Annotated in this window: 22 protein-coding genes, 1 tRNA gene and 1 rRNA gene; 18 read left to right on the top strand and 6 right to left on the bottom strand. The window is 56.8% G+C overall.

Annotation, left to right across the window (positions count from 1 at the left end):
• The first annotated feature begins 61 nt into the window (after positions 1-61).
• Together ADJ74_RS05545 and ADJ74_RS05550 are read left to right on the top strand one after the other, a co-directional pair.
• The gene (locus ADJ74_RS05545) at positions 62-325 is read left to right on the top strand and encodes a type II toxin-antitoxin system RelB/DinJ family antitoxin (RefSeq protein ID WP_050342553.1); all 264 of its coding nucleotides are present in this window, start codon (positions 62-64) and stop codon (positions 323-325) included.
• 2 nt (positions 326-327) lie between these two features.
• The gene (locus tag ADJ74_RS05550) at positions 328-594 is read left to right on the top strand and encodes a Txe/YoeB family addiction module toxin (RefSeq protein WP_050342555.1); all 267 of its coding nucleotides are present in this window, start codon (positions 328-330) and stop codon (positions 592-594) included.
• Between the two features lie 51 nt (positions 595-645).
• Here the strand turns inward: ADJ74_RS05550 and ADJ74_RS05555 are convergent, their stop codons facing one another.
• Positions 646-1,383: a DUF3153 domain-containing protein gene (locus ADJ74_RS05555; protein ID WP_050342557.1), complete on the bottom strand. Its 738-nt coding sequence runs from the start codon at positions 1,381-1,383 to the stop codon at positions 646-648.
• 296 nt (positions 1,384-1,679) lie between these two features.
• Here ADJ74_RS05555 and ADJ74_RS05560 point away from each other — a divergent pair, with 296 nt between their 5' ends.
• The 4 genes from ADJ74_RS05560 (at position 1,680) to ADJ74_RS05575 (ending at position 5,702) form a co-directional block, all read left to right on the top strand.
• Positions 1,680-2,114 carry a flavodoxin gene (locus ADJ74_RS05560; RefSeq protein WP_050342559.1) on the top strand — a complete coding sequence of 145 codons (435 nt, stop codon included), beginning with the start codon at positions 1,680-1,682 and terminating at the stop codon, positions 2,112-2,114.
• Between the two features lie 156 nt (positions 2,115-2,270).
• Entirely contained in the window at positions 2,271-3,272 is a 1,002-nt protein-coding gene (locus ADJ74_RS05565; RefSeq protein ID WP_050342561.1) for a hypothetical protein, read from the top strand.
• Positions 3,273-3,489: 217 nt separating this feature from the next.
• Positions 3,490-3,903 (top strand): hypothetical protein, encoded by a 414-nt coding sequence (locus ADJ74_RS05570; protein ID WP_050342563.1) that lies wholly within the window; start codon positions 3,490-3,492, stop codon positions 3,901-3,903.
• A 35-nt stretch (positions 3,904-3,938) separates the two neighbouring features.
• Complete coding sequence (locus tag ADJ74_RS05575; protein WP_050342565.1) at positions 3,939-5,702, top strand: DUF262 domain-containing protein; 1,764 nt, start codon at positions 3,939-3,941, stop codon at positions 5,700-5,702.
• A gap of 112 nt (positions 5,703-5,814) precedes the next feature.
• Here the strand turns inward: ADJ74_RS05575 and ADJ74_RS05580 are convergent, their stop codons facing one another.
• From ADJ74_RS05580 to ADJ74_RS05590, 3 genes are all read right to left on the bottom strand, one after another.
• A complete protein-coding gene (locus ADJ74_RS05580) occupies positions 5,815-7,095 on the bottom strand; it encodes a glucosaminidase domain-containing protein (protein WP_050342567.1) in 1,281 nt (426 codons plus the stop codon).
• A 222-nt stretch (positions 7,096-7,317) separates the two neighbouring features.
• Entirely contained in the window at positions 7,318-8,094 is a 777-nt protein-coding gene (locus ADJ74_RS05585; RefSeq protein ID WP_050342569.1) for a class I SAM-dependent methyltransferase, read from the bottom strand.
• Complete coding sequence (locus ADJ74_RS05590) at positions 8,091-8,669, bottom strand: HD family hydrolase (protein ID WP_050342571.1); 579 nt, start codon at positions 8,667-8,669, stop codon at positions 8,091-8,093. The genes ADJ74_RS05585 and ADJ74_RS05590 overlap by 4 nt, the downstream gene beginning before the upstream one ends.
• 166 nt (positions 8,670-8,835) lie before the next feature.
• On the opposite strand from ADJ74_RS05590, the gene ADJ74_RS05595 reads away from it, so the two are divergent.
• The 4 genes from ADJ74_RS05595 to aroF all read left to right on the top strand — a co-directional run bounded on the left by ADJ74_RS05595 (position 8,836) and on the right by aroF (position 11,367).
• Positions 8,836-9,105 carry a type II toxin-antitoxin system RelB/DinJ family antitoxin gene (locus tag ADJ74_RS05595; protein WP_050342573.1) on the top strand — a complete coding sequence of 90 codons (270 nt, stop codon included), beginning with the start codon at positions 8,836-8,838 and terminating at the stop codon, positions 9,103-9,105.
• On the top strand, positions 9,105-9,377 hold the full coding sequence (locus ADJ74_RS05600; RefSeq protein ID WP_050342574.1) for a type II toxin-antitoxin system YafQ family toxin: 273 nt from the start codon (positions 9,105-9,107) through the stop codon (positions 9,375-9,377). Before ADJ74_RS05595 ends, ADJ74_RS05600 begins: the two co-directional genes overlap by 1 nt.
• Before the next feature lie 82 nt (positions 9,378-9,459).
• Positions 9,460-10,317, top strand: coding sequence for a prephenate dehydratase (gene pheA / locus ADJ74_RS05605; protein ID WP_050342576.1), 858 nt, complete (start codon positions 9,460-9,462; stop codon positions 10,315-10,317).
• Positions 10,318-10,332: 15 nt separating this feature from the next.
• Entirely contained in the window at positions 10,333-11,367 is a 1,035-nt protein-coding gene (gene aroF, locus ADJ74_RS05610) for a 3-deoxy-7-phosphoheptulonate synthase (protein ID WP_050342578.1), read from the top strand.
• A 75-nt stretch (positions 11,368-11,442) separates the two neighbouring features.
• Here the strand turns inward: aroF and ADJ74_RS05615 are convergent, their stop codons facing one another.
• Complete coding sequence (locus ADJ74_RS05615) at positions 11,443-11,814, bottom strand: RidA family protein (RefSeq protein ID WP_050342580.1); 372 nt, start codon at positions 11,812-11,814, stop codon at positions 11,443-11,445.
• Between the two features lie 110 nt (positions 11,815-11,924).
• Positions 11,925-13,340: a pyruvate kinase gene (gene pyk / locus ADJ74_RS05620; RefSeq protein WP_050342582.1), complete on the bottom strand. Its 1,416-nt coding sequence runs from the start codon at positions 13,338-13,340 to the stop codon at positions 11,925-11,927.
• Positions 13,341-13,548: 208 nt separating this feature from the next.
• Between pyk and ADJ74_RS05625 the strand changes: the two genes are divergently transcribed.
• The 8 genes from ADJ74_RS05625 (at position 13,549) to ADJ74_RS05660 (ending at position 21,617) form a co-directional block, all read left to right on the top strand.
• Complete coding sequence (locus ADJ74_RS05625) at positions 13,549-14,985, top strand: sodium:alanine symporter family protein (protein ID WP_050342583.1); 1,437 nt, start codon at positions 13,549-13,551, stop codon at positions 14,983-14,985.
• A 155-nt stretch (positions 14,986-15,140) separates the two neighbouring features.
• Entirely contained in the window at positions 15,141-16,106 is a 966-nt protein-coding gene (gene pfkA / locus ADJ74_RS05630; RefSeq protein ID WP_009753197.1) for a 6-phosphofructokinase, read from the top strand.
• 297 nt (positions 16,107-16,403) lie between these two features.
• Positions 16,404-16,494 (top strand) — tRNA-Ser (locus ADJ74_RS05635).
• Between the two features lie 209 nt (positions 16,495-16,703).
• On the top strand, positions 16,704-18,539 hold the full coding sequence (gene dnaX, locus ADJ74_RS05640) for a DNA polymerase III subunit gamma/tau (RefSeq protein ID WP_050342584.1): 1,836 nt from the start codon (positions 16,704-16,706) through the stop codon (positions 18,537-18,539).
• Positions 18,540-18,613: 74 nt separating this feature from the next.
• Entirely contained in the window at positions 18,614-18,940 is a 327-nt protein-coding gene (locus ADJ74_RS05645) for a YbaB/EbfC family nucleoid-associated protein (RefSeq protein ID WP_006690478.1), read from the top strand.
• A gap of 1 nt (position 18,941) precedes the next feature.
• Positions 18,942-19,538, top strand: a complete 597-nt coding sequence (gene recR, locus ADJ74_RS05650) for a recombination mediator RecR (RefSeq protein WP_050342586.1) — start codon at positions 18,942-18,944, stop codon at positions 19,536-19,538.
• A 1-nt stretch (position 19,539) separates the two neighbouring features.
• Complete coding sequence (locus ADJ74_RS05655; protein ID WP_050342588.1) at positions 19,540-19,785, top strand: pro-sigmaK processing inhibitor BofA family protein; 246 nt, start codon at positions 19,540-19,542, stop codon at positions 19,783-19,785.
• A 288-nt stretch (positions 19,786-20,073) separates the two neighbouring features.
• Positions 20,074-21,617 (top strand): 16S ribosomal RNA (locus ADJ74_RS05660).
• Positions 21,618-21,645: the final 28 nt, after the last annotated feature.

A 21,645-nucleotide genomic window follows, 5' to 3' on the forward strand; every position in this document is an offset into this window, starting at 1 on the left:
GAAAAACACTTGCAAAAATCATTATATTTGCGTATTCTATCCTTGTAAAGGAGTGAGTGCGATGGAACAGGCAGTTAATGTAAACTTTCGACTGGACGCAGCGGTAAAGAAGAACATGGAGCGGGTTTGTGCAGAACTTGGGCTCTCCATGAGTGCGGCGTTTACGATCTTTGCCAAGAAAGTGGGACGGGAACGCCGAATCCCATTTGATGTCTCTGTGGATCCGTTTTATGATGAGCGAAATCTGCACTATCTCGAACAAAAGCTGGAAGCATACCGAGCGGGAAAGCTGCGCTTTGCCGAACATGATCTCATTGAGAATTGATGATGAGAAAGCGTAGACTTCAGTGGGATTTCGATGCGTGGGAAGACTATCTCAATTGGCAGAGAAACGACAAGAAAATCCTAAAGCGTATCAATCAACTCATCCGAGAAGTGGTTCGCGATCCCTTTTGCGGCATGGGAAAGCCGGAGCCTCTGCGAGGAAATCTTGCAGGATTTTGGAGTCGGCGCATTGATGGTGAGCATCAACTGGTTTATCTTGTTGAGGACGAGAGCATTTTGATCTTTGCCTGTCGCGGACATTACGACTAACAAAAAACATCCCTGCCAAGCGGCAGGGATGTTTTCATATCCAATTCGCGATCAGTGCTTTTCTTCTGCCTTCACGTCGATGATCGGGCCGTCGATCAGCTTCTGCTCCTCGGGCTCGGATCCCTTGCGGCGGCGCCAGATCAGGAAGGCGATCACGCCGATCAGAACGAGTACAGCGATGACCGTACCGATGATGGCCGTTTTGTTCCAGATGCGGAACGAGACCTGAATCGGCGAAGATTCGCCCGTGACGAGTGTCTTGCCAAGGTTCCACGTGAGCGTCCTGCCGCCGTCTTCCTCGCGGTCGGCGTTGGAGCTCGATGGTGCGGATGGGAGCGTCATCTGATAGGTGAACGTGATGTTGCTCGCGAATGCACCTGCACCGCCGCCGTTCTGGCTGCCCTCGAACAGGAGGTCAAAATTGTAGTCCGTGTAGAAGAGGCTCTTCTTCACTGTAATGCCCGTGTTCTTGCCGTCATGTGCAGCGAAGAACTCCTGATCGGACAGCTTGTCCACCGAGTCGTAGTGCTCCGTGATCTCATAGCCCGACATATTTTCCTTTGTGACGGGCGCGACCTGTGCGTCGGGGTTCTTTGCCAGCATGGACGCCTTGCTCTGCTCGACGATCTGGGCGAGCATCGGCGCACTGACGAGCGTCGTCTTGAGATCGGCAGAGCCGTCGTTGTTGACCGTGACGTTCACGTCGCCGCTGAAACAGCCGCTCGTCAGAACGAGCAAGCTAAGCATCACTGCGGCAAGCATTGTGCGCATGTACTGCGTAGTGAACATAGTATACCTCCCATAGATTTGACCCCATAAATTCGGATTGAGATTTATCCGTATTGTACATGAGAGAGGGGGATTTTGCAAGGAGGAATACCTTAGTGGGCAGATGCTGTGCGTTCTGATACACAGAAACTATTTCCTAAAAAATTTTATCTATTTAGAGATAGGAAAGATTCGGTTGTCAGTGATGCGTATTTTCGCTATAATAGACATAGAATGATTCTGCTTGAGTGTCTGCACCGTATGGCAGCTCCTGCCGCAGCGGGGCAGAGGGGATATTTTCATGAGGAGGATTTCACATGGCAAAGGTAGCAGTTGTATACTGGTCCGGCACGGGCAACACGCAGAAGATGGCAGAGGCTGTCGTCGAGGGCGCAAAGGGCGCAGGTGCTGAGGTCGAGTGCTTCGAGGTGGATAGCTTCTCCGTCGATCAGATTGACGGCTTTGACGGTCTCGCGCTCGGCTGCCCCTCGATGGGCGCAGAGGAGCTCGAGGAGGGCTCGTACGAGCCGTTCTTCGCGGCTGCGGTGGACAGCGGCAAGCTCTCCGGCAAGCCCGTTGTGCTCTTCGGCTCGTGGGGCTGGGGCGCAGGTGCTTGGATGGAGACGTGGTCTGAGCGCACGAAGGATGCAGGCGCAAACCTCGTCGATACCTTCATCGTCGAGAACGAGCCGGACGACGAGGGGCTCGAGGGCAGCAAGAAGCTCGGCGCAGCCATCGCCGGTGCATGCTGATCGGTATCTCTGATCATATTTTTGACGAGAAGAGTCGCTTCGCGCGGGGCGGCTCTTTTTCTATGGAGTTGTTGCAGGAATTTTGCCACATGATAGAGAAATTAACAAGATATACATGAGGGGTGTATACTGAGCAAGGGAAAGGAATGATGATGTATGGAAACAGAAGCGGCGTCTGCGGCAGTGCAGACGGCAGGCTTTATTCATCCTGTGATGGCGGATGTTATGACCATCCTGTCGTTCGTCCTCGTCGTCGCGAGTGTCGCGATCGCCTCCGTGGCGACGTACTATGCGTGGCGGCAGTCGGGCGGCACGATTGACGCGGTGGAAAAGGATGTCGCGTGGCTGCGCAAAGAGGCGGAGCGTCTCTCGAACGAGATCAAAAGCGTCGCGGCAAAGGACAGCATGACCGCGAGCGAGATCACGCAGCTCAAGGAAAAGATCGCACAGCTTGAGGCGGCGCTGGCGGAGGCGGGGGAGCGGCCTGCGGCACCGCCGCCCGAGGAGCCCGCACCGGAGCCGGAGCTGCCTGCCCCTGAGCCCGAGCCCGAGCTGCCGGCACCGGAGCCAGAGCCCGAGCCCGAGCTGCCGGCACCGGAGCCAGAGCTGGAGCTGCCCGAACCGGAGCCGGAACCTGAGCCAGCCCCGGCATCGGAGCCTGAACCCGAACCCGAACCGGAGGAAGAGGAGGACGACGATCTCGACCTCGACGCACTGCTCGATAGTAAGCCGATATGGCAGGATCTCCTTGACGACTATCACGCCCTTTGCGAGAATTTTGACCGCACGAAGGGGGCGGAGCTGTGCATGCCGATCATCACGAAGTACGGGCTGCACCTCCTCGTCTGCTCTGACCACGCCGCCGTCGAGAACGGCAAGGCGATGCCGAAGTTCGAGGAGGTCGAGGACCTCAATGAGGCGACCTTCTGGGCGTATGACATCCCGGGGCAGCCGGACGACTTTGCCGTCGTTCCGAGCCCCATGTTCCCCTACGATCAGAAACTGCATGAGAGCGGCGGCATGAAGGAGACCTTTGCTGCACGCTGTGAGGCCGGCACAACCTACGACCACGTCATTGTCGATATGCCTGCACTCTTCAGCAAGCGCAACGACAAGTGGAACATTGAGCAGCCGGGTCTCCTGCGGCTCGTGGAGTAAAAGTACCGATAACAAAGAGAACCGTACACGAGGGAAACACCTCGGTACGGTTTTTTGTGTCATGGAGAGATTTTGATTTCAGGCGGCGTATGATATAATAATCATATAAACGAATAATGGAGGACGCAGTCTAGCTGTCGATTTTGGCACAGTTGACGATAGGTATGCCCACGCGGCAATTCACAGGAATTGCATCGAAGAATAGGTGGAGATAGCGATGAGCGTAAAAGCAATGTTTGAATTTAAGCGCGGCGCATTTTTTAGTGGGCAATTAAATTATCGTATAGTCAACAATCATTTCTCCATGAGGGCTTATAATGCGTTTCACTCCATGCGCTGCTTCTCGTTCAATGTAACGGAAGAGGATATGAAGGCAATATATATGTCTGTTTCTCCAATCATGGAATGGAAAGAAAAATACGATGATAATGATTTTATTCTCGATGGTTTTGGTTGGTCGATAAGGTATTGCTATAACGGAACTGAGATAAAGTCGCAAGGCTACGAGACTTATCCCTCCAATTACAAAAAAGTAATTGGTGAGATACAGGAGTGCATGGAAATACTGTGTAAAAAATACGCTGCGGATCAATATAGAGAGGATGAGGCCGAACAGAGAAGGCAACTCTGAAATATACAGAATATCCGTGGGAAAGGAAATATTAGATGCAAACGAATGACAAGTCAATTCTGGATTTGATGAAGGACATCGGTGCAGGAAAAATCCAACTTCCGGATTTCCAGCGAGGATGGGTATGGGATGACAGCCATATTTGCGGCCTTATCGCCAGTATTACACAAAATTTTCCGGTGGGAGCGGCCATGTTCTTAGAATATGGCAACGACAATGTTCATTTCAAGTATCGTATGATAGAGGGAGCACCAAAGTCCGATGCTAAGCCGGATTTTCTGATACTGGACGGTCAGCAGCGCCTGACGTCCATCTATTCTTCTTTGTGCAGCTCTCGTGCGGTAAAGACCAAAACGGATAAGGGCAATCCTATCACGCGTTTTTACTACATAGATATTCCGAAGGCTGTTGATCCCTCCGTTGACCGTATGGATGCCATTATTTCCGTCCCGGAAAATAAACAAATGACGTCCGATTTCGGCAGGAAGATTGACCTTGATGTATCGACAGCCGAGAAGGAATACGAAAATAAACTGTTCCCGTTGAATATCATATTGGACAGCGTAAAAGCAACGCAGTGGCAAATCGGATATATGCAATATTATCAGGCAGATCCATCTGTCTGCCAAGAATATCTCACGTTCATGAGTGAAATTATTCAAACGGTATCACACTATCAAATTCCTGTCATTACGCTGGACAAGGAAACACCAAAGGAAGCCGTATGCCAAGTATTCGAGAATGTGAACCAAGGCGGCGTGTCGCTGACGGTATTTGAGCTTGTCACGGCGGTATTTGCAATGGATGATTTTGAACTGAGGCCGGATTGGGAGAATCGAAAATACAATCACTTAAACGGGGAGGTTCTGAATATCGTTACAGCCACGGACTTTTTAACGGCGTGTACGCTTCTCGCCGCTCATGATAAAGGCGGAACTGTGAGCTGCAAAAAGAAAGATGTGCTGAACCTACAATTGGCAGACTACCTAAAATATGCTGATATTCTGACGCAAGGTTTTGAGGAGGCAGAGAATCTCCTCGCTGAGGAGCGAATTTTCGTCAGCCGTGACCTTCCCTATACGACGCAGCTTATCCCATTGGCCGTCCTGTGCGCTTTGCTCTTGCCGGACCATCGCATCAAACAATCCAACGTGAAAACTAAAATAAAGCAGTGGTACTGGTGTGGTGTATTTGGCGAACTTTATGGAAGCGCCAACGAAACCCGCTATGTCAACGATGTAGTGGGTGTGATGAATTGGTTGGCTGGCGGCGATTTGCCGAAAACCATCGTTGATTCTTATTTCAACCCCATGCGTCTCTTGATGCTTCAATCCCGACGGAGTGCCGCCTACAAAGGAATCATGGCACTCATTATGAAAAATCACAGTCGCGATTTTATCAGTGGGCAAGAGATGGATTTTGTTCGATATAAAGCTGATGGGATAGACATTCATCATATTTTTCCGAAGAATTACTGCAAAAGCAAAGGATACGATTACATCAAGTGGGATTCTATCATCAATAAAACACCGATTTCCTACAGCACCAATCGGGAGATTGGCGGAGTTGCACCAAGTATCTACTTGGCGCGTATCGAAAAGAAGGTGGAGCAGGGAGATTTGCGTGAGTTCCTCACCAGCCATTGGATTGATATGGATGATTGCATGACCGATAATTTTGAGCAATTCATCATCAATAGGGCAAAGAAAATCCTTGATGCTATTTCCAATGCCACGGGGAAGCCGATTTCCGGCAGAGACAGTGATGAGGTAAAGCAGACGTTCGGGGACTTCATATAAAAAACGGGGGTCTGCTAAAGATAAGCACACCCCCGTTAGTTTTCTGCCCGAATCGGACCAAAAATCTTCGTTAATCTGACGAAATTCATTTTATCAGAGAGTCGCAAGGCTCTTATTTCTTTTTCCCTTTCTTGTCGCTTATGTCCTTCAGGCATGCCTGTAGGAGGATTTGATTCACGAGGATGTCGGTGTTTGCGGGGGCGATGGCGGCGGCACCTGCGAGGGTTTTCCATGCGCCCGTGTAGTCTTTCATGTGGATGAGGGCGACGGCGAGGGCGTTCTGTGCGTCGGCATTCGCGGCGTCACGATGGATGGCGTCGCGCAGGACGGGGAGGGCCTTTGCTGCGGCGTTTTCTGCGAGGAGGGTGAGTCCGTAGTTGTAGCGTGCGCCCGCATCGTCGGGCGCGAGTTTCAGGTATGCTTCGTAGGCGCGGCGAGCTTCCTTGGTGCTGCCCTCTGCGGTATGGGTGAGGGCGATGCCAAGGTATGGCTCGGGGCGACGTGTATTGCGTTTCTGTGCGGCGGTGAAGTCGGCACGCGCGGCGGGGAGGTCGCCGCGGTGGAGGTAGACGAGGCCGCGATAGATGTAGCTGTCAGCGTCGGCTGCCTGCATGATGCGCGCATTCGCGGCGTGGAGGGCGATGTCGGAGCCGTCGGGGAGAGCTGCACGGTCGCGGATGGCGAGGATGCCTTGTCCGTAGGTGGTGCCGGGGACGGCCCAGACGCCGTTGAGCTGTACCCAACGCGTGAGTTTGCCGAATACGTCGGGGCGTTTTGTGCGGAGGAGATCATAGCGCGGGTCGACGATGGGGCTTTTCGGCGGTGTTGTGCTTGCGTAGGCGAGGAGGTGCTGGATGTGCGCCCGTGCGCCTGTGCGTATGTCGGGGAAGGAGAGCCCCTTTGCGCCGTTTCCCGTTGCGCCGAGTCCGCAGAAGTTGTTCTGCCGCCAGTCGACGTCGCCGCCGTAGGCGAAGAAGCCCGTTTCCTTGTATGCCTGTGCGAGCGCGACGTCAGGCCGGATGCCCTCGCGCTCGGCCTCCTCGTAGTAGGCACGGACGAGTTCTTGGGGGGTGCCGGTGAGTTTTGGCTTCGGGTTGCGCGCGAGGAGGTAGGCGAGCATCTGCTCCTCAGATGCAATGGGCTCGCCGAGGATGGTGACCTCGGCGGCGGTAGGTCCCGGCACGGGGAGGATGTCGAGATGCGGTGCGGGGAGGGCGAAGTGCAGCCCTGCGGCGAGTTTGGCGTCGATATTTTTTGCCTGCGGGAGTTCGGCAGGGAAGACGGGACGCGGGATGCTCGGCGCGGGTTCGGACTGCGCTGCGTACGCGGGAACGGTACAGAGGAGGGCGGCAGCGGCAAGTACGGCAGAGAGCTTTTTGCAGAACACAGGCATTTTCCTTTCGGTGAAAGATGTTCATCTGTGCAGTGCAAGCTCCACGCGAACACCTCGTTACGCAAGTGATCGTGCTCTTGTACGCTTAAATACCGTCGGACTTCTTAAACGCGCTTCGCTTGAACGAAAGAAATCCGACGGGGCGTACCGCGCACTTTACTCACTTGCTCCACTAGGGTTCGCTTAGAAGTCTTGCACTGTACCGAGCATAATTGTGGAATATCACTTCGTCCCGTAGAGCATGCCGATGCCGCGCATCATGAAGCGGACAGGCGCGGGCATGGGGATGTTTCGCTCGGTGTTCGGGAGATAGGAGATGTCGGCGATGCCCTTCTCCCGCAGGTAGGCGACGAACTCATCCATGTTGCCGTACATATCCTTGTTCCCGAAGGTGTCGTGCAGAGCGAACGCGCCGCCCTTTTTCAGCACGCGCAGAGCCTCCTCCACGAGCATGAATTTATCCTTTTGCGTGCGTACTTCGTGAAAGACAAAGTTGCTGACAACAGCGTCGAAATGATTGTCGGGGAAGTCGAGTTTTGCTGCGTCCCCATGCTGAAATGTGCAGCGATCTGCGACACCCTCGGCGGCGGCGTTTGCCTCGCACTGCGTCTGCCCGTAGTTCCACATCGGCGGCCAGTAGTCGATGCCCTGCATCTCGGCGAGCGGGAAGCGTTTTGCCGCTGCAATGCTCAGTGCGCCCGAGCCGCAGCCGACCTCGAGCATTCGGCCCAGTCCGTCCCACGGGAGCTGATCGAGCAGGTAGGTGTGGATGCGGCGCATGAGCCCGCCGCCCTCGAAGTCGAAGATGCGGCGGCAGTAGTACATATAGAGCACGACGACGGTCGCGACGAAGGAGAGGATGGCAAGGATGAAGAAGGGCGCGGTCACGCGGTCATATATGAGCGCATAGAGCGCGGTGAGCACGTAGAGCCCCCCCGCGATTGCTGCGAGGGTTTTCATCATCGGGGTCGAGATCCAGTTACCGTAGTTCGTTTTCATAGTTCAGTCTCCTTATTCAGTCCTGCAATCACTTCGTCGACCTCGCGGTTGACCTCCGCACGCAACTCTTTGAGTACGGGAGTAAATGCTGCCTCCTTCACACCGTAGGTGCGCTGCAAATCGTATTCAAGCGGCAGCCATGTGTGAGGATCGCCCTCGTTGTGCGTGATGACTGCCTCCATGCGGTCGAGTGCCTTGACGATTTTCGCTTCCTCGGTCTCCATCGCATCCATCTCGGTGAATAGGGAACGTACCTCCGCCGCACAGGGTGCGGGGAGAGCGTCAATCCACTCGTCCCTCAGCTGGTGTTCGCGTGCGCGGTCGGCATCCGTCTTTTCAAATGTCGGGATGTCTCCCGTAAAGACTTCGCCCACATCGTGCAGGAGTGCCATGAGGAGGAGGCGTGTGAGGTCGGCGGTGGGGAATTCATCGCGCAGAAAGTACGCCATCAGTGCCATCCGCCAGCTGTGCTCGGCGACACTCTCCTGCCGTCCCGACTTCATCCACGCGTGGCGTGTGCGCTCCTTGAGCCCGGCGATGCAGTGAACGATGGCGAGATACTCCTTTGGCGACATAGCTGCTCCTTTCGTATGGTTGAGAAATCATTTCTATTATAACATATTGCAGGAAGTGCAGTTTGAAAAATAAATAAATCTAGGATATGGCTACAATGTGGCTATATTGTGTCTTTTCCGTGTCTGTGCTATACTTTCTTCAGAGGAAATAGGAGGAGGAGGTTTTATGTCAACGACAATGGTTCGAGTTCGTATGGATACGGGTCTGAAGGAGCAGGTGGATGCAGCACTGGCGAGCATGGGGCTGAATATGTCCACCGCAGTGAATGCCATGGCGCGGCAGATCATTCATCAAGGGAAGCTGCCGTTTGAGCTGTACACGACAAGTCCTGCACTTCGTGAGGCAATCCGCGAAGCCGAGGAAATCCGCAGACACCCGGAGGAGCATCGAGCATATACGAACGCGCGCGAGATGATGGAGGATATTTTGTCCTGATGTACCGTATCATTCCGACGGCACGCTTTCGCAAGGATTTGAAGCGTGCGGCGAAACGTGGACTGCCGATGGAGCAGTTGGAGAACGTTGTAGATGCACTTTCTCTGGGGAAAACTCTTGCGCCGAAATACCGAGATCACGCGCTCACAGGGAATTATGTCGGCTATCGTGAGTGCCATATCCAGCCGGATTGGCTTCTTGTGTACCGCATTGATGAAGAGATACTGACGTTGGTACTTGCATATACGGGGACGCACAGTGACCTCTTTTGAGCGAATTTTGCTGTAGGACGATGAAAAACATTGTCAACACGCCGCACATATAGTATAGTAGATTCCCATAGGAGGAATGTGTGTGAGACAGAAAATGGGCGTGCTCGGTCCCGTGGGGACGCACAGCGAGGCGGCAGCACGCTATCTCATGGAGTGGCAGTGTCTTGACCGTGAGATCGTATGCTTCGGCGACATCGGCGAGTGTCTGCATGCGGTGGAGATGGGCGTAGTGGACGCTGCGTTCGTGCCCGTGGAGAATTCGCTTGAGGGCGCAATCGCGGTGACGCTCGATGCGCTTGCACGCTCGGATACGCTGCGCGTGCGGCGCGAGGTGATCTGGCCCGTGCACAACTATCTGATGGCACGCGCAAAGGATGCAGAGATCCGCGTGGTCTACTCACACGCGCAGCCCATCGCACAGTGCCGCGACTTCCTCCTGCGGCACTGTCCACAGGCGGAGATCATCAAGACAGCGAGCACGGCACGCGCGGCGGAGATCGTCGGCGCATCGCTCGCAGATGCGGGAGCGGCGGCAATCTGCACGCGCCGTGCGGGTGCGCTGAACGGTCTGGTCGAAATCGCGGGCAGGATCGAGGATCGCGGCTCGAACTGCACACGCTTCTTTGAGGTTGTGCGCGACGGCATGCTCCCGCCGCCTGCAGAGGAACCCGATACGGTGCTTTTCGTCTGTCAGATTGACGGTGCACGCGCGGGCGCACTCTACGATGTGCTCGGCGAATTTGCGCATCGCGCGGTGAACCTCACGCGCATCGAGTCACGCCCCGCGCGGACGGAGCTCGGCGCGTATCTGTTTTTTTTCGATCTCGACGCGCACAGCGATGCGGATGCCATACGCGATGCCATCGATGCTGTCGCAGAGAAGAGCGTATGGCTGAAGGTGCTCGGTGTTTTCCCCGTACACACGGCACGCAATGAATAGTAAGGAGCGATATAAATGGTTGTTATTATGAACTCGGATGCCTCGCAGGAGGATATTGAAAACGTCATCCACGCCATTGAGGAGCAGGGGCTCGAGGCGAAGGTCATGGAGGGCGCGCGGCAGAAAATCGTCGGCGTGATCGGCGACAAGACAAAGCTCGCGGCGACTCCGCTGGATGCGATGCACGGCGTTGAGACGACCGTCGCCATCTCCAAGAGCTACAAGCTCGCGAGCCGTGAATTCCATCCCGCACCGACGGTCATCGACGTGCGCGGCGTGAAGATCGGCGACGGGACGCCCGTGGTGATGGCGGGGCCGTGCGCTGTGGAGTCGCGCGAACAGCTCCTAGAGACGGCGCAGCTCGTCAAGGAGGGCGGTGCGCAGTTTATTCGCGGCGGTGCGTACAAGCCGCGTACCTCGCCCTATGCGTTCCAAGGCCTCGAGGAGGAGGGGCTGAAGTATCTCGCCGAGGCTCGTGAGAAGACGGGGCTTGCCGTTGTGACAGAGGTCACGGTGGTCGAGGCGGTGGATACGGTCGCCGCCTACGCTGATCTTCTGCAAGTCGGCGCACGCAATATGCAGAACTTCGGTCTCCTGAAGGCGGTCGGACGCGCGGGAAAGCCCGTCATGCTGAAGCGCGGGCTGGCTGCGACCATCGACGAGTGGCTGAACGCCGCCGAGTACATCATGAATGAGGGCAATCCAAACGTCATTCTCTGTGAGCGCGGCATCCGCACGTATGAGACCTATACGCGCAACACGTTTGACATCAGTGCGATTCCTGCGATCAAGCATCTCTCGCATCTGCCGATCATTGCCGATCCGAGTCACGGTACGGGAAAGTGGCGCATGATCAAGCCCGTGTCCCTCGCCTCCATCGCGGCAGGCGCGGACGGGCTCATCATCGAGGTGCATCCGAACCCCGCACGTGCTCTTTCCGATGGGCCGCAGTCGCTGACGCCGGAGAACTATCGCGATCTCATGGCGAGCGTGCAGAAGCTCAGCCGCTTTATGAAGAATGAGCAGATCGAACCGATGGTGATGGAGTAACGCAATAGAAAAAATGCGGTAATACGAACGTCAAATTCGTATCACCGCATTTTTTTATGGATTGCACCTCGTTGACTATACCTCGGCGATGACCTCGATCTCGCAGAGTGCACCTGCCGGCAGGGCCTTGGCAGCGACGCAGGAGCGCGCGGGCTTGCCCGTGAAGTGGCGGGCATAGACTTCGTTGAACGCGGCGAAATCCGCGATGTCCGCGAGGAAGCAGGTGGTCTTGATGGTGTGCGAGAGGTCGGTACCGGCAGCACTGAGGACGGCGGCGAGGTTCTTGCAGACCTGCTCCGCCTGCCCTGCCACGTCCGTCGCCGTGATCTTGCCGACGGCGGGGTCGATGCCGATCTGTCCCGAGGTGTAGACGAGAGAGCCGACGCGCATTGCCTGACTGTAGGGGCCGAGGGCAGCGGGGGCGTTGTCGCTGTGAATCATTTCCATAGAGAGGCTCCTTTCATCAATAAGGGCTGGTGTACGAAGCGTTCTATTTCGTACACCAGCCCTTTCACGATTCTCACAGCACTGTTTTGCAGTGTGGGAATTTTCTCTGTTTAGTGGATCGTCGTGACGCGGACGGCGATGGAACCGCCCTCGTTGTAGGTCATGCCTGCAACCATGACAACCTTGTCGCCGTGGTCGACATAGCCGTTGTCGAGAGCACTCTTGGTGCAGGACTCGATCATCTCCTCGACGCTCGACCACTTGCGTCCCTGGATGGAGTAGACACCCCAACGCAGGTTGATGTGGCGTGCGACCATCGGGCTCGGCGCGTAGGCGACGATGGTCGCCTTCGGACGGTATTTCGACACGACGCGCGTCGTGTAGCCGGACTGGGTCGGCGTGAGGATGGCGGTGGCACTCGTCTCGTAGGCAAGCTGCACGGTCGCATGGGAGACGGCATCCGTCGTGGAGGAACGCTCACGGATCTGACGCGAGCGGATGAGTGAGTCGTACTCAAGCGACTCCTCGCAGCGCTGGGCGATGGTGTTCATCATCTTGACCGCCTCGACAGGGTAGTTGCCGCTTGCGGTCTCACCCGAGAGCATGATGGCGTCCGCACCGTCGAAGATGGCGTTGCCGACGTCGGAGACCTCGGCACGTGTCGGACGCGGATTCTCGGTCATCGACTCGAGCATCTGCGTAGCGACGATGACGGGCTTGCCGACGGCGTTGCACTTGCGGATGATTTCCTTCTGGATGACGGGCACATCCTCAGCGGGCACCTCGACACCGAGGTCGCCGCGCGCGACCATGATGCCGTCGGAGACGGCGAGGATCGCGTCAAAGTTGTTGACGCCCGCGAGGTTCTCGATCTTCGGGATGATCTCCATGTGGCCGCCGTGCTTGGCGATCAGGTGGCGGATCTCCTCCACGTCAGCAGGGCGCTGGATGAAGGATGCCGCAACGAAATCCATGTCGTTCTCGATGCCGAAGATGATGTCGCGCTCGTCCTGCTCGGAGATGGCGGGCAGGCTCAGCTCGATGCCGGGCGCTGCAACGCGCTTGCGCGTGGACATCGCACCGCTGTTCTGGATGGTGGTGATGATGTCCTTGCCGCGCACCTCATCGACAACGAGCTCGACGAGTCCGTCGGAGAGCAGGAGCTTGTCGCCCGGCTTGACCTCGGTGTAGAGCTTCTTGTGGTTGACGCTGACGTGCGTCTCATCGCCCGGCGCATCGTCGTACGTGAGCGTGAATTTGTTGCCCTTCTCGAGGTGCACCTTGCCGGCGGCGAATTCGCCGAGGCGCATCTCCGGTCCCTTGGTGTCGAGGATCAGCGAGATCACCTTCCCCGAGCGCTCCGCAGCGGCGCGTACCTTCTTGATGCGCTCCATATGCTCCGGATGCGTGCCGTGGGAGAAGTTGAAGCGTGCGCAGTTCATCCCGTTCTCGATGAGTGCATCGACGATGCCGTCCGGATCCGTGGCAGGACCCTGTGTGCAGATAATTTTTGTTTTTTTCAGCATGACATATCCCCCGTTTTTTGTCCCTGAGTTTACATCTATGGATATTCTACACTCTTTTTAAGGAGAAGTAAAGATACTATGCGGACACATGCCGCTAGTTGATGGAGGTTTATTTATCTGGACAATGAAAGAATACACGGATGCAATTTGACAAGAACCTTTTTTTTCGCTTATTATTGAAACTGTTTTTATAGGAAAGGGTGATACTATGGATTTTCTCAATTCGGCCGTGGGGACGATCAATGACTTTTTGTGGACTTATATCATCATCGTCGTCCTCGTTGGCTGCGGGCTGTGGTTCACACTCTCGACGAAGCTCGTCCAGCTGTGTGCGCTGCCCGAGATGGTGCGCCTCCTCACGGGGGATCTCGGTCGCCGCCCGAGCGGGCGCAAGGCGATCTCGTCGTTTCAGGCGTTCTGCGTCAGTACGGCGTCGCGCGTCGGCGTCGGCAATATCGCAGGCGTTGCCATCGCCATTGTGACGGGCGGCCCCGGCGCGGTGTTCTGGATGTGGGCGATTGCCTTTGTCGGGACGGCGACGGGGTTTGTGGAGAGCACGCTCGCGCAGATCTACAAGATTCCGCGTGGACATGGGCTCTTTCACGGCGGCCCTGCCTACTACATCCAGAATGCGCTCGGTCAGCCTGCCGTGGCAAAGCTCTTTGCCGTACTGATCTCCGTGACGTTCGGTCTGATCTACGTCTCGGTGCAGGCAAATACGATTGCGCTCTCGGTGGAGAAGGCATTCGGCGTGGAGACGTGGATCATGGGCATCGCCCTCTCGGTGCTGGCGGCACTCGTGATCTTTGGCGGGCTCAGCCGCATTGCGACGTTTACAACGTTCCTCGTACCGATCATGGCGGGACTGTATCTCCTCATTGCGCTCATCATTGTCATCATGCACATCGATGCGGTGCCGGGGATGTTTGCCCTCATCCTGCACGATGCGTTCAGTCCGCAGGCGGCGGTCGGCGGCGGCATCGGTACGGTGATCCTCACGGGAATCCGCCGCGGTCTGTTCTCGAATGAGGCGGGCGAAGGCTCGATCCCGAATGCGGCGGCGACGGCGAGCGTGACCCATCCTGTTAAGCAGGGACTGGTGCAGGCGTTCGGTGTCTACGTCGATACGTGGATTGTCTGTTCGGCGACGGCGTTCATCGTGCTCCTCACGGGGCAGTACACGGTCGGCGGCGACGTGAGTGGCATCGCACTTGCACAGGATTCGCTCGCGAGCGTCTTCGGCACGTGGGCTTCGTCGCTTCTCTCGATTCTGATCTTCCTCTTTGCGTTCAGCTCGGTCGTCGGCAACTACTACTACGGCGAGATCAACATCCACTTTTTCGGTGCGAATGTAAAGACGGCGCTCAATCTCTATCGCGCCGCCGTGGTCGCGATGGTGTTCTTCGGCTGCGTCGCTGCGTTCCAGCTCGTCTGGAACCTCGCGGATCTCTTCATGGCGATGATCTGCCTCACGAACCTCTACGCGATTACGCGGCTCGCGCCCTATGCGCGGATGGCACTGCGGGACTATTTCGCGCAGAAGGCGGCAGGGAAGAATCCAATTTTTGATCCGGCCATTCTCCCCAATCAGCGCGGTGTGATGGCATGGAACGAGGATGAGTTCCGCGCACAGAAATACGAATAAAATATTTGGGGGAGCGCTCTGCGAAGCGAAAACTTCGTGCGGCAGTTCCTCCTTCTTTTTTCTATGAAAGTCTTTACTTTTGATGCGTGCTTTCGTAGAATAGAGAGCAAGAACAATACGCGCGTGAGCGCAGGATCGAGACGGGGGATGGTTTTATGCTGAAAAAGGCAATCGCGGTCGTCACGTCGGGGGGAGACAGCCCCGGCATGAATGCGGCGGCACGCGCTGTGGTGCGTACGGCGCTCTATGAGGGCGTCGATGTCTACGGTGTGCACAACGGATACAGCGGTATGGTGCACGATGATATTGAGCAGCTCACATCGCGCAGCGTCAGCGATCTCATCCAGCGCGGCGGCACATTCCTCGGCACGGCGCGCAGCAAGACGTTCATGACGCCCGAGGGGCGCAAGACGGCCTACGAGAATCTCCGCAAACGCAACATCGAGGGGCTTGTGATCATCGGCGGCGACGGCTCGCTGACGGGCGGCTCACTCCTCAGCAAGGAGACGGGAATGCCGATCGTCGGGCTGCCAGGCACGATCGATAACGATGTCTGGGGCATGGACTATACGATTGGCTGCGATACGGCGTGCAATACGATCGTCGATGCGATCAATAAGCTGCGCGATACGGCGTCGGCGCATCGCCGCATCATCATCGTCGAGGTCATGGGACGTCACTCGGGTTGGCTGGCAATGATGTCGGGCATCGCGGGCGGTGCGGAGTATATCCTCGTACCGGAGGTTGCATTCGATCTCGAGGAGATCAGCCTTGAGCTGAAGGAGATGTACGAGAGCGGCAAGCGCTACAGCATCATCGTCGTTGCAGAGGGCGCGGGCTCGGGCGTTGAAATCGGCAAGATCATCGGCGAAAAGACGCAGATCGATACACGCGTCTCGGTGCTCGGACACATTCAGCGCGGCGGCTCGCCGACGGTGGAGGACCGCATCAAGGCGTCGATGCTCGGTGAGAAGGCGGCACTCGCGATCATTTCGGGAGTAACCGACGTGGTCTACAGCTTTAACGAGGGGCAGGTCGTGGGGGTCAACCTCTTCGAGGCGGTCAATAACAGCAAGACACTCGATCCAGAGCTCGTGCGGCTCTCGCGCGTGCTGGCATAATGATGCTTTTGAGGGGCTGCGGTGCCCATGTGCCGCAGTCCTTTAGGAAGCACTGATAAATTCGGTACAACCATCTTGACGCATCTTTTTTGCCCGCACTTCGGCGGAAAATCCTCCACAGAGCACCACTCTGCGTCCGGTTTTCCACCTCGTTCGGACGAAAAATCTACGCCAACCTGGCAGACCTCATTTTATCAGTGCTTCCTTTATTTTCCTCTTGACAAGATTCCGTAAACCATGTAGACTACCCTATGTTGTTATCCCATAAATGAATAGCTTCTCATGTGAGAGCACTGTGGAGAGTTGTCCGAGTGGTTGAAGGAGCACGCCTGGAAAGCGTGTGTGCGGTGATACCGTACCGAGAGTTCGAATCTCTCACTCTCCGCCATTTTTATTGATTTTTCTCAGGGCGGGCTGCAGTGCCTTGGTCTCGCGCAATGGAGCCCTGTGAACCCCGTCAGGTCCGGAAGGAAGCAGCGGTAAGCGGATCGTTTCATGTGCCGCGAGGGTGCCTGGGAACTGCGGTCTGCCGTGGGAGAAATCGGAACAGCGCAGCCCGTGTGGGCTGTTTTTTGTTTGTCAAAAAGGAGGTGCGTGATGGCATACGTTGCACTCTATCGGCGGTGGCGGCCGGAGAGTTTTGCCGATCTCGTGGGGCAGGAGCATATCAGCCGCACGCTTTCCCGTGCGGTGACGAGCGGGCAGACCAGCCACGCCTACCTCTTTACAGGGCCACGCGGCACGGGCAAGACGAGCACGGCAAAGATCCTCGCGCGCGCACTGAACTGCGCCGAGGGGCCGACGCTCACGCCGTGCGGCATCTGTGACTCCTGCCGCAGCATCAGCGACGGCTCGTCGATGGATGTCTTTGAGATCGACGCAGCGTCCAACCGCGGTATCGACGAGATCCGCGATCTGCGCGAGTCGGTGAAGTTCGCTCCGACGGAGGGGCATTATAAGATCTACATCATCGACGAAGTGCACATGCTCACGACGGAGGCGTTCAACGCTCTTCTCAAAACGTTGGAGGAGCCGCCCGAACGTGTGATCTTCATCCTCGCGACGACGGAGCCGCACAAAGTGCCCGCGACGATTCAGTCACGCTGCCAGCGCTATGACTTTCACCGCATTACGGTGACGGAGATCCGCGACCGTCTCATCTATGTCTGTAAGGAATCGGACATTGCGGCGGAGGAGGATGCGCTCGGTATCATCGCTGAGCAGGCGGACGGCGGGATGCGCGACGCACTCTCGATTCTCGACCAGTGTATGGCACTCGCGGAGGGGACGCTGACGGCGGAGCGCGTGCAGGAGACGTTGGGGCTTGTCGGGCGTGCGTGGATTCGGCACATGGCGGGAGAGATCGCTGCGCGCGATGCGGCGGCACTGATCGCACAGCTCAGTGAGCTCCTGCAGAGCGGGCGCGAGTTGAAGCAGGTGCTCGCCGAGCTCGCGCAGCACTTCCGCCGCCTGATGATCGCGGGCGTCGGCGGCGCGGTCAGCGCAGCGGAGCTCTGCGCGGGCGATGCGGAGGAGCTGCGCCTGGACGCGGCTCAGTTCACGCAGGAGGAGATCATGTCGATTCTGCGTCGTCTCAATGAGACGATGCAGGAGCTGCGTACCTCGCCGCAGCCGCGCATTGCGGTGGAGACGCTGCTGATCGGCCTCTGCCATACGGAGGGGACTGCTCCTTCGGGAGAATCGACTGCGCCCCCTACGGGCGGCGCGGATGCTGCGCGGATCGCGCGGCTCGAGGCACAGGTCGAGGAGCTGGCGGCGCGCCTTGCCGCAGGCGGCACGCCTGTATCCGCCTCCGCTTCTGCCACAGCGAGTGCTGCACCTTCGCCGCGCCCACATGCGGCGAAGGCGGACGGCGCAGCAGCCAAAACTGCGACGAAGAAAGCGATATCGTCTGCCGCAAAAGAAGCGGCGGACGGTGCGCCGCGTCAGCTCGACATGAAGATCTGGCAGAGCTTTCAGACACGGCTCAAGGAGCGAAATCGGCTCGCCGCATCCCTCCTCTCGGGCGCGGCGTACGAGGGCATGACGGAGACACATTTCTTCATCCGTCCGTCATCGGATATGGCGCGTGACTATATCAAGAAACGCCATCGTGCCGTCTTTGATGAGGTGATGACGGAACTCGCAGGCCGCCCGCTCGCCGTCGTCTGTACGGGCGGCGAGGAGGAGGAGCTCCCACCACCTCCGCCACCCAAAGAGCCGGACTATCCTGCGCCTGTGGCGGCGCTGCTCGAAGTCGCAGGCGAGGGGGCTCGTGTGGAGGAGGTGACGGCGCCGCTGCGTGCGGCGCAGAAGAAGCCTGCCACGCCCCCGCAGGAGAGCGCAGCGGAAGAGGATGACTACGAGCCGTATGAGCCGACGCCCGATGAGGAAGCTGAGATGTTTGATGATGAGCTTCCGCCCGATGAGTAGGCTTGACGTTGCGGACGGATTTTGCTAGGCTAGGGAAGCAATAGAAGAATTCACTAAGATAAAGGAGAGATACTATGTTTAACGGCGGCGGAAATATGGCCGGCATGATGAAGAAAGTCCAGAAAATGCAGGCGGACATGAAGAAGATGCAGGACGAGCTGCGCAAGAAAACAGTCGAGGTCTCCTCGGGCGGCGGCGCGGTGAAGGTCGTCATGGATGGCGAGAAGCAGGTGCAGAGCCTCATTATCGCTCCCGCGGCGGTTGATCCTGAGGACATCGAGATGCTGCAGGATCTCATCTCGGCGGCGTTCAACGAGGCAACGAAAAAGGTGGACGACATGATGGCGCAGGAGATGGGCAAACTGACGAGCGGCCTCGGCCTGCCGCCCGGACTGCTCTGATATGCAGCAGATCGCACCCCTCGCGCAGCTCATCGAGCAGCTGCGCGCCCTCCCCGGCATCGGGGCAAAGACGGCGACGCGGCTCGCCTACCATATTCTGGATATGGATATGGAGCGTGCGAAGCGTCTTGCCGCTGCCATTACGGGAGCAAAGGAGAAGATCGGCTTCTGTTCCGTCTGCTTCAACCTCACGGACAGCGACCCGTGCGCCATCTGCATGGCGGAAAAACGCGACCACACGACGATCTGCGTCGTCGAGCAGCCGCAGGATGTTGCGGCGATGGAGCGCATGAACGACTATGACGGCGTGTATCATGTTTTGCATGGCGCACTCTCCCCGCTTGAAGGCGTGGGGCCGAACGACATCCGCATCCGAGAGCTCGTCCTGCGTGCGGGCAAGGAAAATGTGCAGGAGGTCATCGTTGCGACCAATCCCAACGTCGAGGGTGAGGCGACGGCGATGTATATTGCCAAACTCCTGAAGCCGATGGGGATTCGTGTGACACGCATTGCTCACGGGCTGCCCGTGGGCGGTGATCTCGAGTATGCAGATGAGGTGACGCTCTCGCGCGCCATGGAAAACAGAAGGGAGATATAACTTGGATATTGCTGCAGGCGTCGCACTCGCCGTTTTGATTTTTGCCGTCCTCGGCAAGGTGCTTTCTTTGCCGTTTCGCATCGTGTGGAAGCTCATCACGAACAGCGTTGTCGGCGCGATCATCCTCTGGGTGATCGACCTCTTTGGCGCGGGGATCGAGATCAACTTCCTGCGCGCCTTGATTGCGGGATTCTTTGGCATCCCGGGCGTCATTGTCCTGCTCCTCGAACGCATGATGGGGCATTGACACCAATTTTTTCAAAAAAACGAAAAAAGGGGTTGACGGGACTCGTGACGTGTGTTATATTATGACAGTCGCGCCGATGAGAGCGGCGGGCGAGCGCAAGCAAGCCCCAGCACTAGAGTGGCGCAGGATGTACCCTGAAAACTACACAATGCAAAACAAGTTAGAGGAAACTCTAACAGCCAGATGCAACATCGTTGTGAAGGTGGCAACACCTTCGGTCAACGAAACAACAATTCTTTTACAAGAATGACATTTTGAGCCAACAGGCTCTCAGATAGACTACGGTCTTTTATGGAGAGTTTGATCCTGGCTCAGGACGAACGCTGGCGGCGTGCTTAACACATGCAAGTCGAACGGGATGATCTTAAAGCTTGCTTTTAGAGAATCTAGTGGCAAACGGGTGAGTAACACGTAGACAACCTGCCGACAGGATGGGGACAACATTCCGAAAGGAATGCTAATACCGAATGAAGTCAGAGGAGGGCATCCTCCTCTGATGAAAGATGGCCTCTTTTTATGCTATCACCTGTTGATGGGTCTGCGTCTGATTAGCTAGTTGGTGAGGTAACGGCTCACCAAGGCGACGATCAGTAGCCGGTCTGAGAGGATGAACGGCCACATTGGGACTGAGACACGGCCCAGACTCCTACGGGAGGCAGCAGTGGGGAATCTTCCGCAATGGGCGCAAGCCTGACGGAGCAACGCCGCGTGAGTGAAGAAGGTCTTCGGATCGTAAAGCTCTGTTGACGGGGACGAACGTGCCTAGTGCGAATAGTATTAGGTAATGACGGTACCTGTCGAGGAAGCCACGGCTAACTACGTGCCAGCAGCCGCGGTAATACGTAGGTGGCGAGCGTTGTCCGGAATCATTGGGCGTAAAGGGAGCGCAGGCGGGCCGGTAAGTCTTACTTAAAAGTGCGGGGCTCAACCCCGTGATGGGAGAGAAACTATCGGTCTTGAGTACAGGAGAGGAAAGCGGAATTCCCAGTGTAGCGGTGAAATGCGTAGATATTGGGAAGAACACCAGTGGCGAAGGCGGCTTTCTGGACTGCAACTGACGCTGAGGCTCGAAAGCCAGGGGAGCGAACGGGATTAGATACCCCGGTAGTCCTGGCCGTAAACGATGGATACTAGGTGTGGGAGGTATCGACCCCTACCGTGCCGGAGTTAACGCAATAAGTATCCCGCCTGGGGAGTACGGCCGCAAGGCTGAAACTCAAAGGAATTGACGGGGACCCGCACAAGCGGTGGAGTATGTGGTTTAATTCGAAGCAACGCGAAGAACCTTACCAGGCCTTGACATTGACTGAAAGCGCTAGAGATAGTGCCCTCTCTTCGGAGACAGGAAAACAGGTGGTGCATGGCTGTCGTCAGCTCGTGTCGTGAGATGTTGGGTTAAGTCCCGCAACGAGCGCAACCCCTGTTCTTTGTTGCCATCACGTAAAGGTGGGCACTCAAAGGAGACTGCCGCGGAGAACGCGGAGGAAGGCGGGGATGACGTCAAGTCATCATGCCCCTTATGGCCTGGGCTACACACGTACTACAATGGAACGGACAGAGAGCAGCGAACCCGCGAGGGTAAGCGAACCTCAAAAACCGTTTCCCAGTTCGGATTGCAGGCTGCAACCCGCCTGCATGAAGTCGGAATCGCTAGTAATCGCAGGTCAGCATACTGCGGTGAATACGTTCCCGGGTCTTGTACACACCGCCCGTCACACCACGGAAGTCATTCACACCCGAAGCCGGCGCAGCCGTCTAAGGTGGGGAAGGTGACTGGGGTGAAGTCGTAACAAGGTAGCCGTATCGGAAGGTGCGGCTGGATCACCTCCTTTCTAAGGATTAGGATGAACCAACGGTTCA

The sequence above is a fragment of the Selenomonas sp. oral taxon 478 genome, from assembly GCF_001189555.1.
Classification (GTDB): Bacteria; Bacillota; Negativicutes; order Selenomonadales; family Selenomonadaceae; genus Centipeda; species Centipeda felix.

Coding starts and splice junctions, on each gene's coding strand:
- ADJ74_RS05580 (WP_050342567.1), bottom strand. CDS start 7,095: ATGCCTGTGTTCTGCAAAAAGCTCTCTGCCGTACTTGCCGCTGCCGCC.
- ADJ74_RS05570 (WP_050342563.1), top strand. CDS start 3,490: ATGAGCGTAAAAGCAATGTTTGAATTTAAGCGCGGCGCATTTTTTAGT.
- ADJ74_RS05555 (WP_050342557.1), bottom strand. CDS start 1,383: ATGTTCACTACGCAGTACATGCGCACAATGCTTGCCGCAGTGATGCTT.
- ADJ74_RS05550 (WP_050342555.1), top strand. CDS start 328: ATGAGAAAGCGTAGACTTCAGTGGGATTTCGATGCGTGGGAAGACTAT.
- ADJ74_RS05585 (WP_050342569.1), bottom strand. CDS start 8,094: ATGAAAACGAACTACGGTAACTGGATCTCGACCCCGATGATGAAAACC.
- ADJ74_RS05595 (WP_050342573.1), top strand. CDS start 8,836: ATGTCAACGACAATGGTTCGAGTTCGTATGGATACGGGTCTGAAGGAG.
- aroF (WP_050342578.1), top strand. CDS start 10,333: ATGGTTGTTATTATGAACTCGGATGCCTCGCAGGAGGATATTGAAAAC.
- pyk (WP_050342582.1), bottom strand. CDS start 13,340: ATGCTGAAAAAAACAAAAATTATCTGCACACAGGGTCCTGCCACGGAT.
- ADJ74_RS05615 (WP_050342580.1), bottom strand. CDS start 11,814: ATGGAAATGATTCACAGCGACAACGCCCCCGCTGCCCTCGGCCCCTAC.
- dnaX (WP_050342584.1), top strand. CDS start 16,704: ATGGCATACGTTGCACTCTATCGGCGGTGGCGGCCGGAGAGTTTTGCC.
- ADJ74_RS05575 (WP_050342565.1), top strand. CDS start 3,939: ATGCAAACGAATGACAAGTCAATTCTGGATTTGATGAAGGACATCGGT.
- pfkA (WP_009753197.1), top strand. CDS start 15,141: ATGCTGAAAAAGGCAATCGCGGTCGTCACGTCGGGGGGAGACAGCCCC.
- ADJ74_RS05600 (WP_050342574.1), top strand. CDS start 9,105: ATGTACCGTATCATTCCGACGGCACGCTTTCGCAAGGATTTGAAGCGT.
- ADJ74_RS05590 (WP_050342571.1), bottom strand. CDS start 8,669: ATGTCGCCAAAGGAGTATCTCGCCATCGTTCACTGCATCGCCGGGCTC.
- ADJ74_RS05545 (WP_050342553.1), top strand. CDS start 62: ATGGAACAGGCAGTTAATGTAAACTTTCGACTGGACGCAGCGGTAAAG.
- ADJ74_RS05625 (WP_050342583.1), top strand. CDS start 13,549: ATGGATTTTCTCAATTCGGCCGTGGGGACGATCAATGACTTTTTGTGG.
- ADJ74_RS05560 (WP_050342559.1), top strand. CDS start 1,680: ATGGCAAAGGTAGCAGTTGTATACTGGTCCGGCACGGGCAACACGCAG.
- ADJ74_RS05645 (WP_006690478.1), top strand. CDS start 18,614: ATGTTTAACGGCGGCGGAAATATGGCCGGCATGATGAAGAAAGTCCAG.
- ADJ74_RS05565 (WP_050342561.1), top strand. CDS start 2,271: ATGGAAACAGAAGCGGCGTCTGCGGCAGTGCAGACGGCAGGCTTTATT.
- recR (WP_050342586.1), top strand. CDS start 18,942: ATGCAGCAGATCGCACCCCTCGCGCAGCTCATCGAGCAGCTGCGCGCC.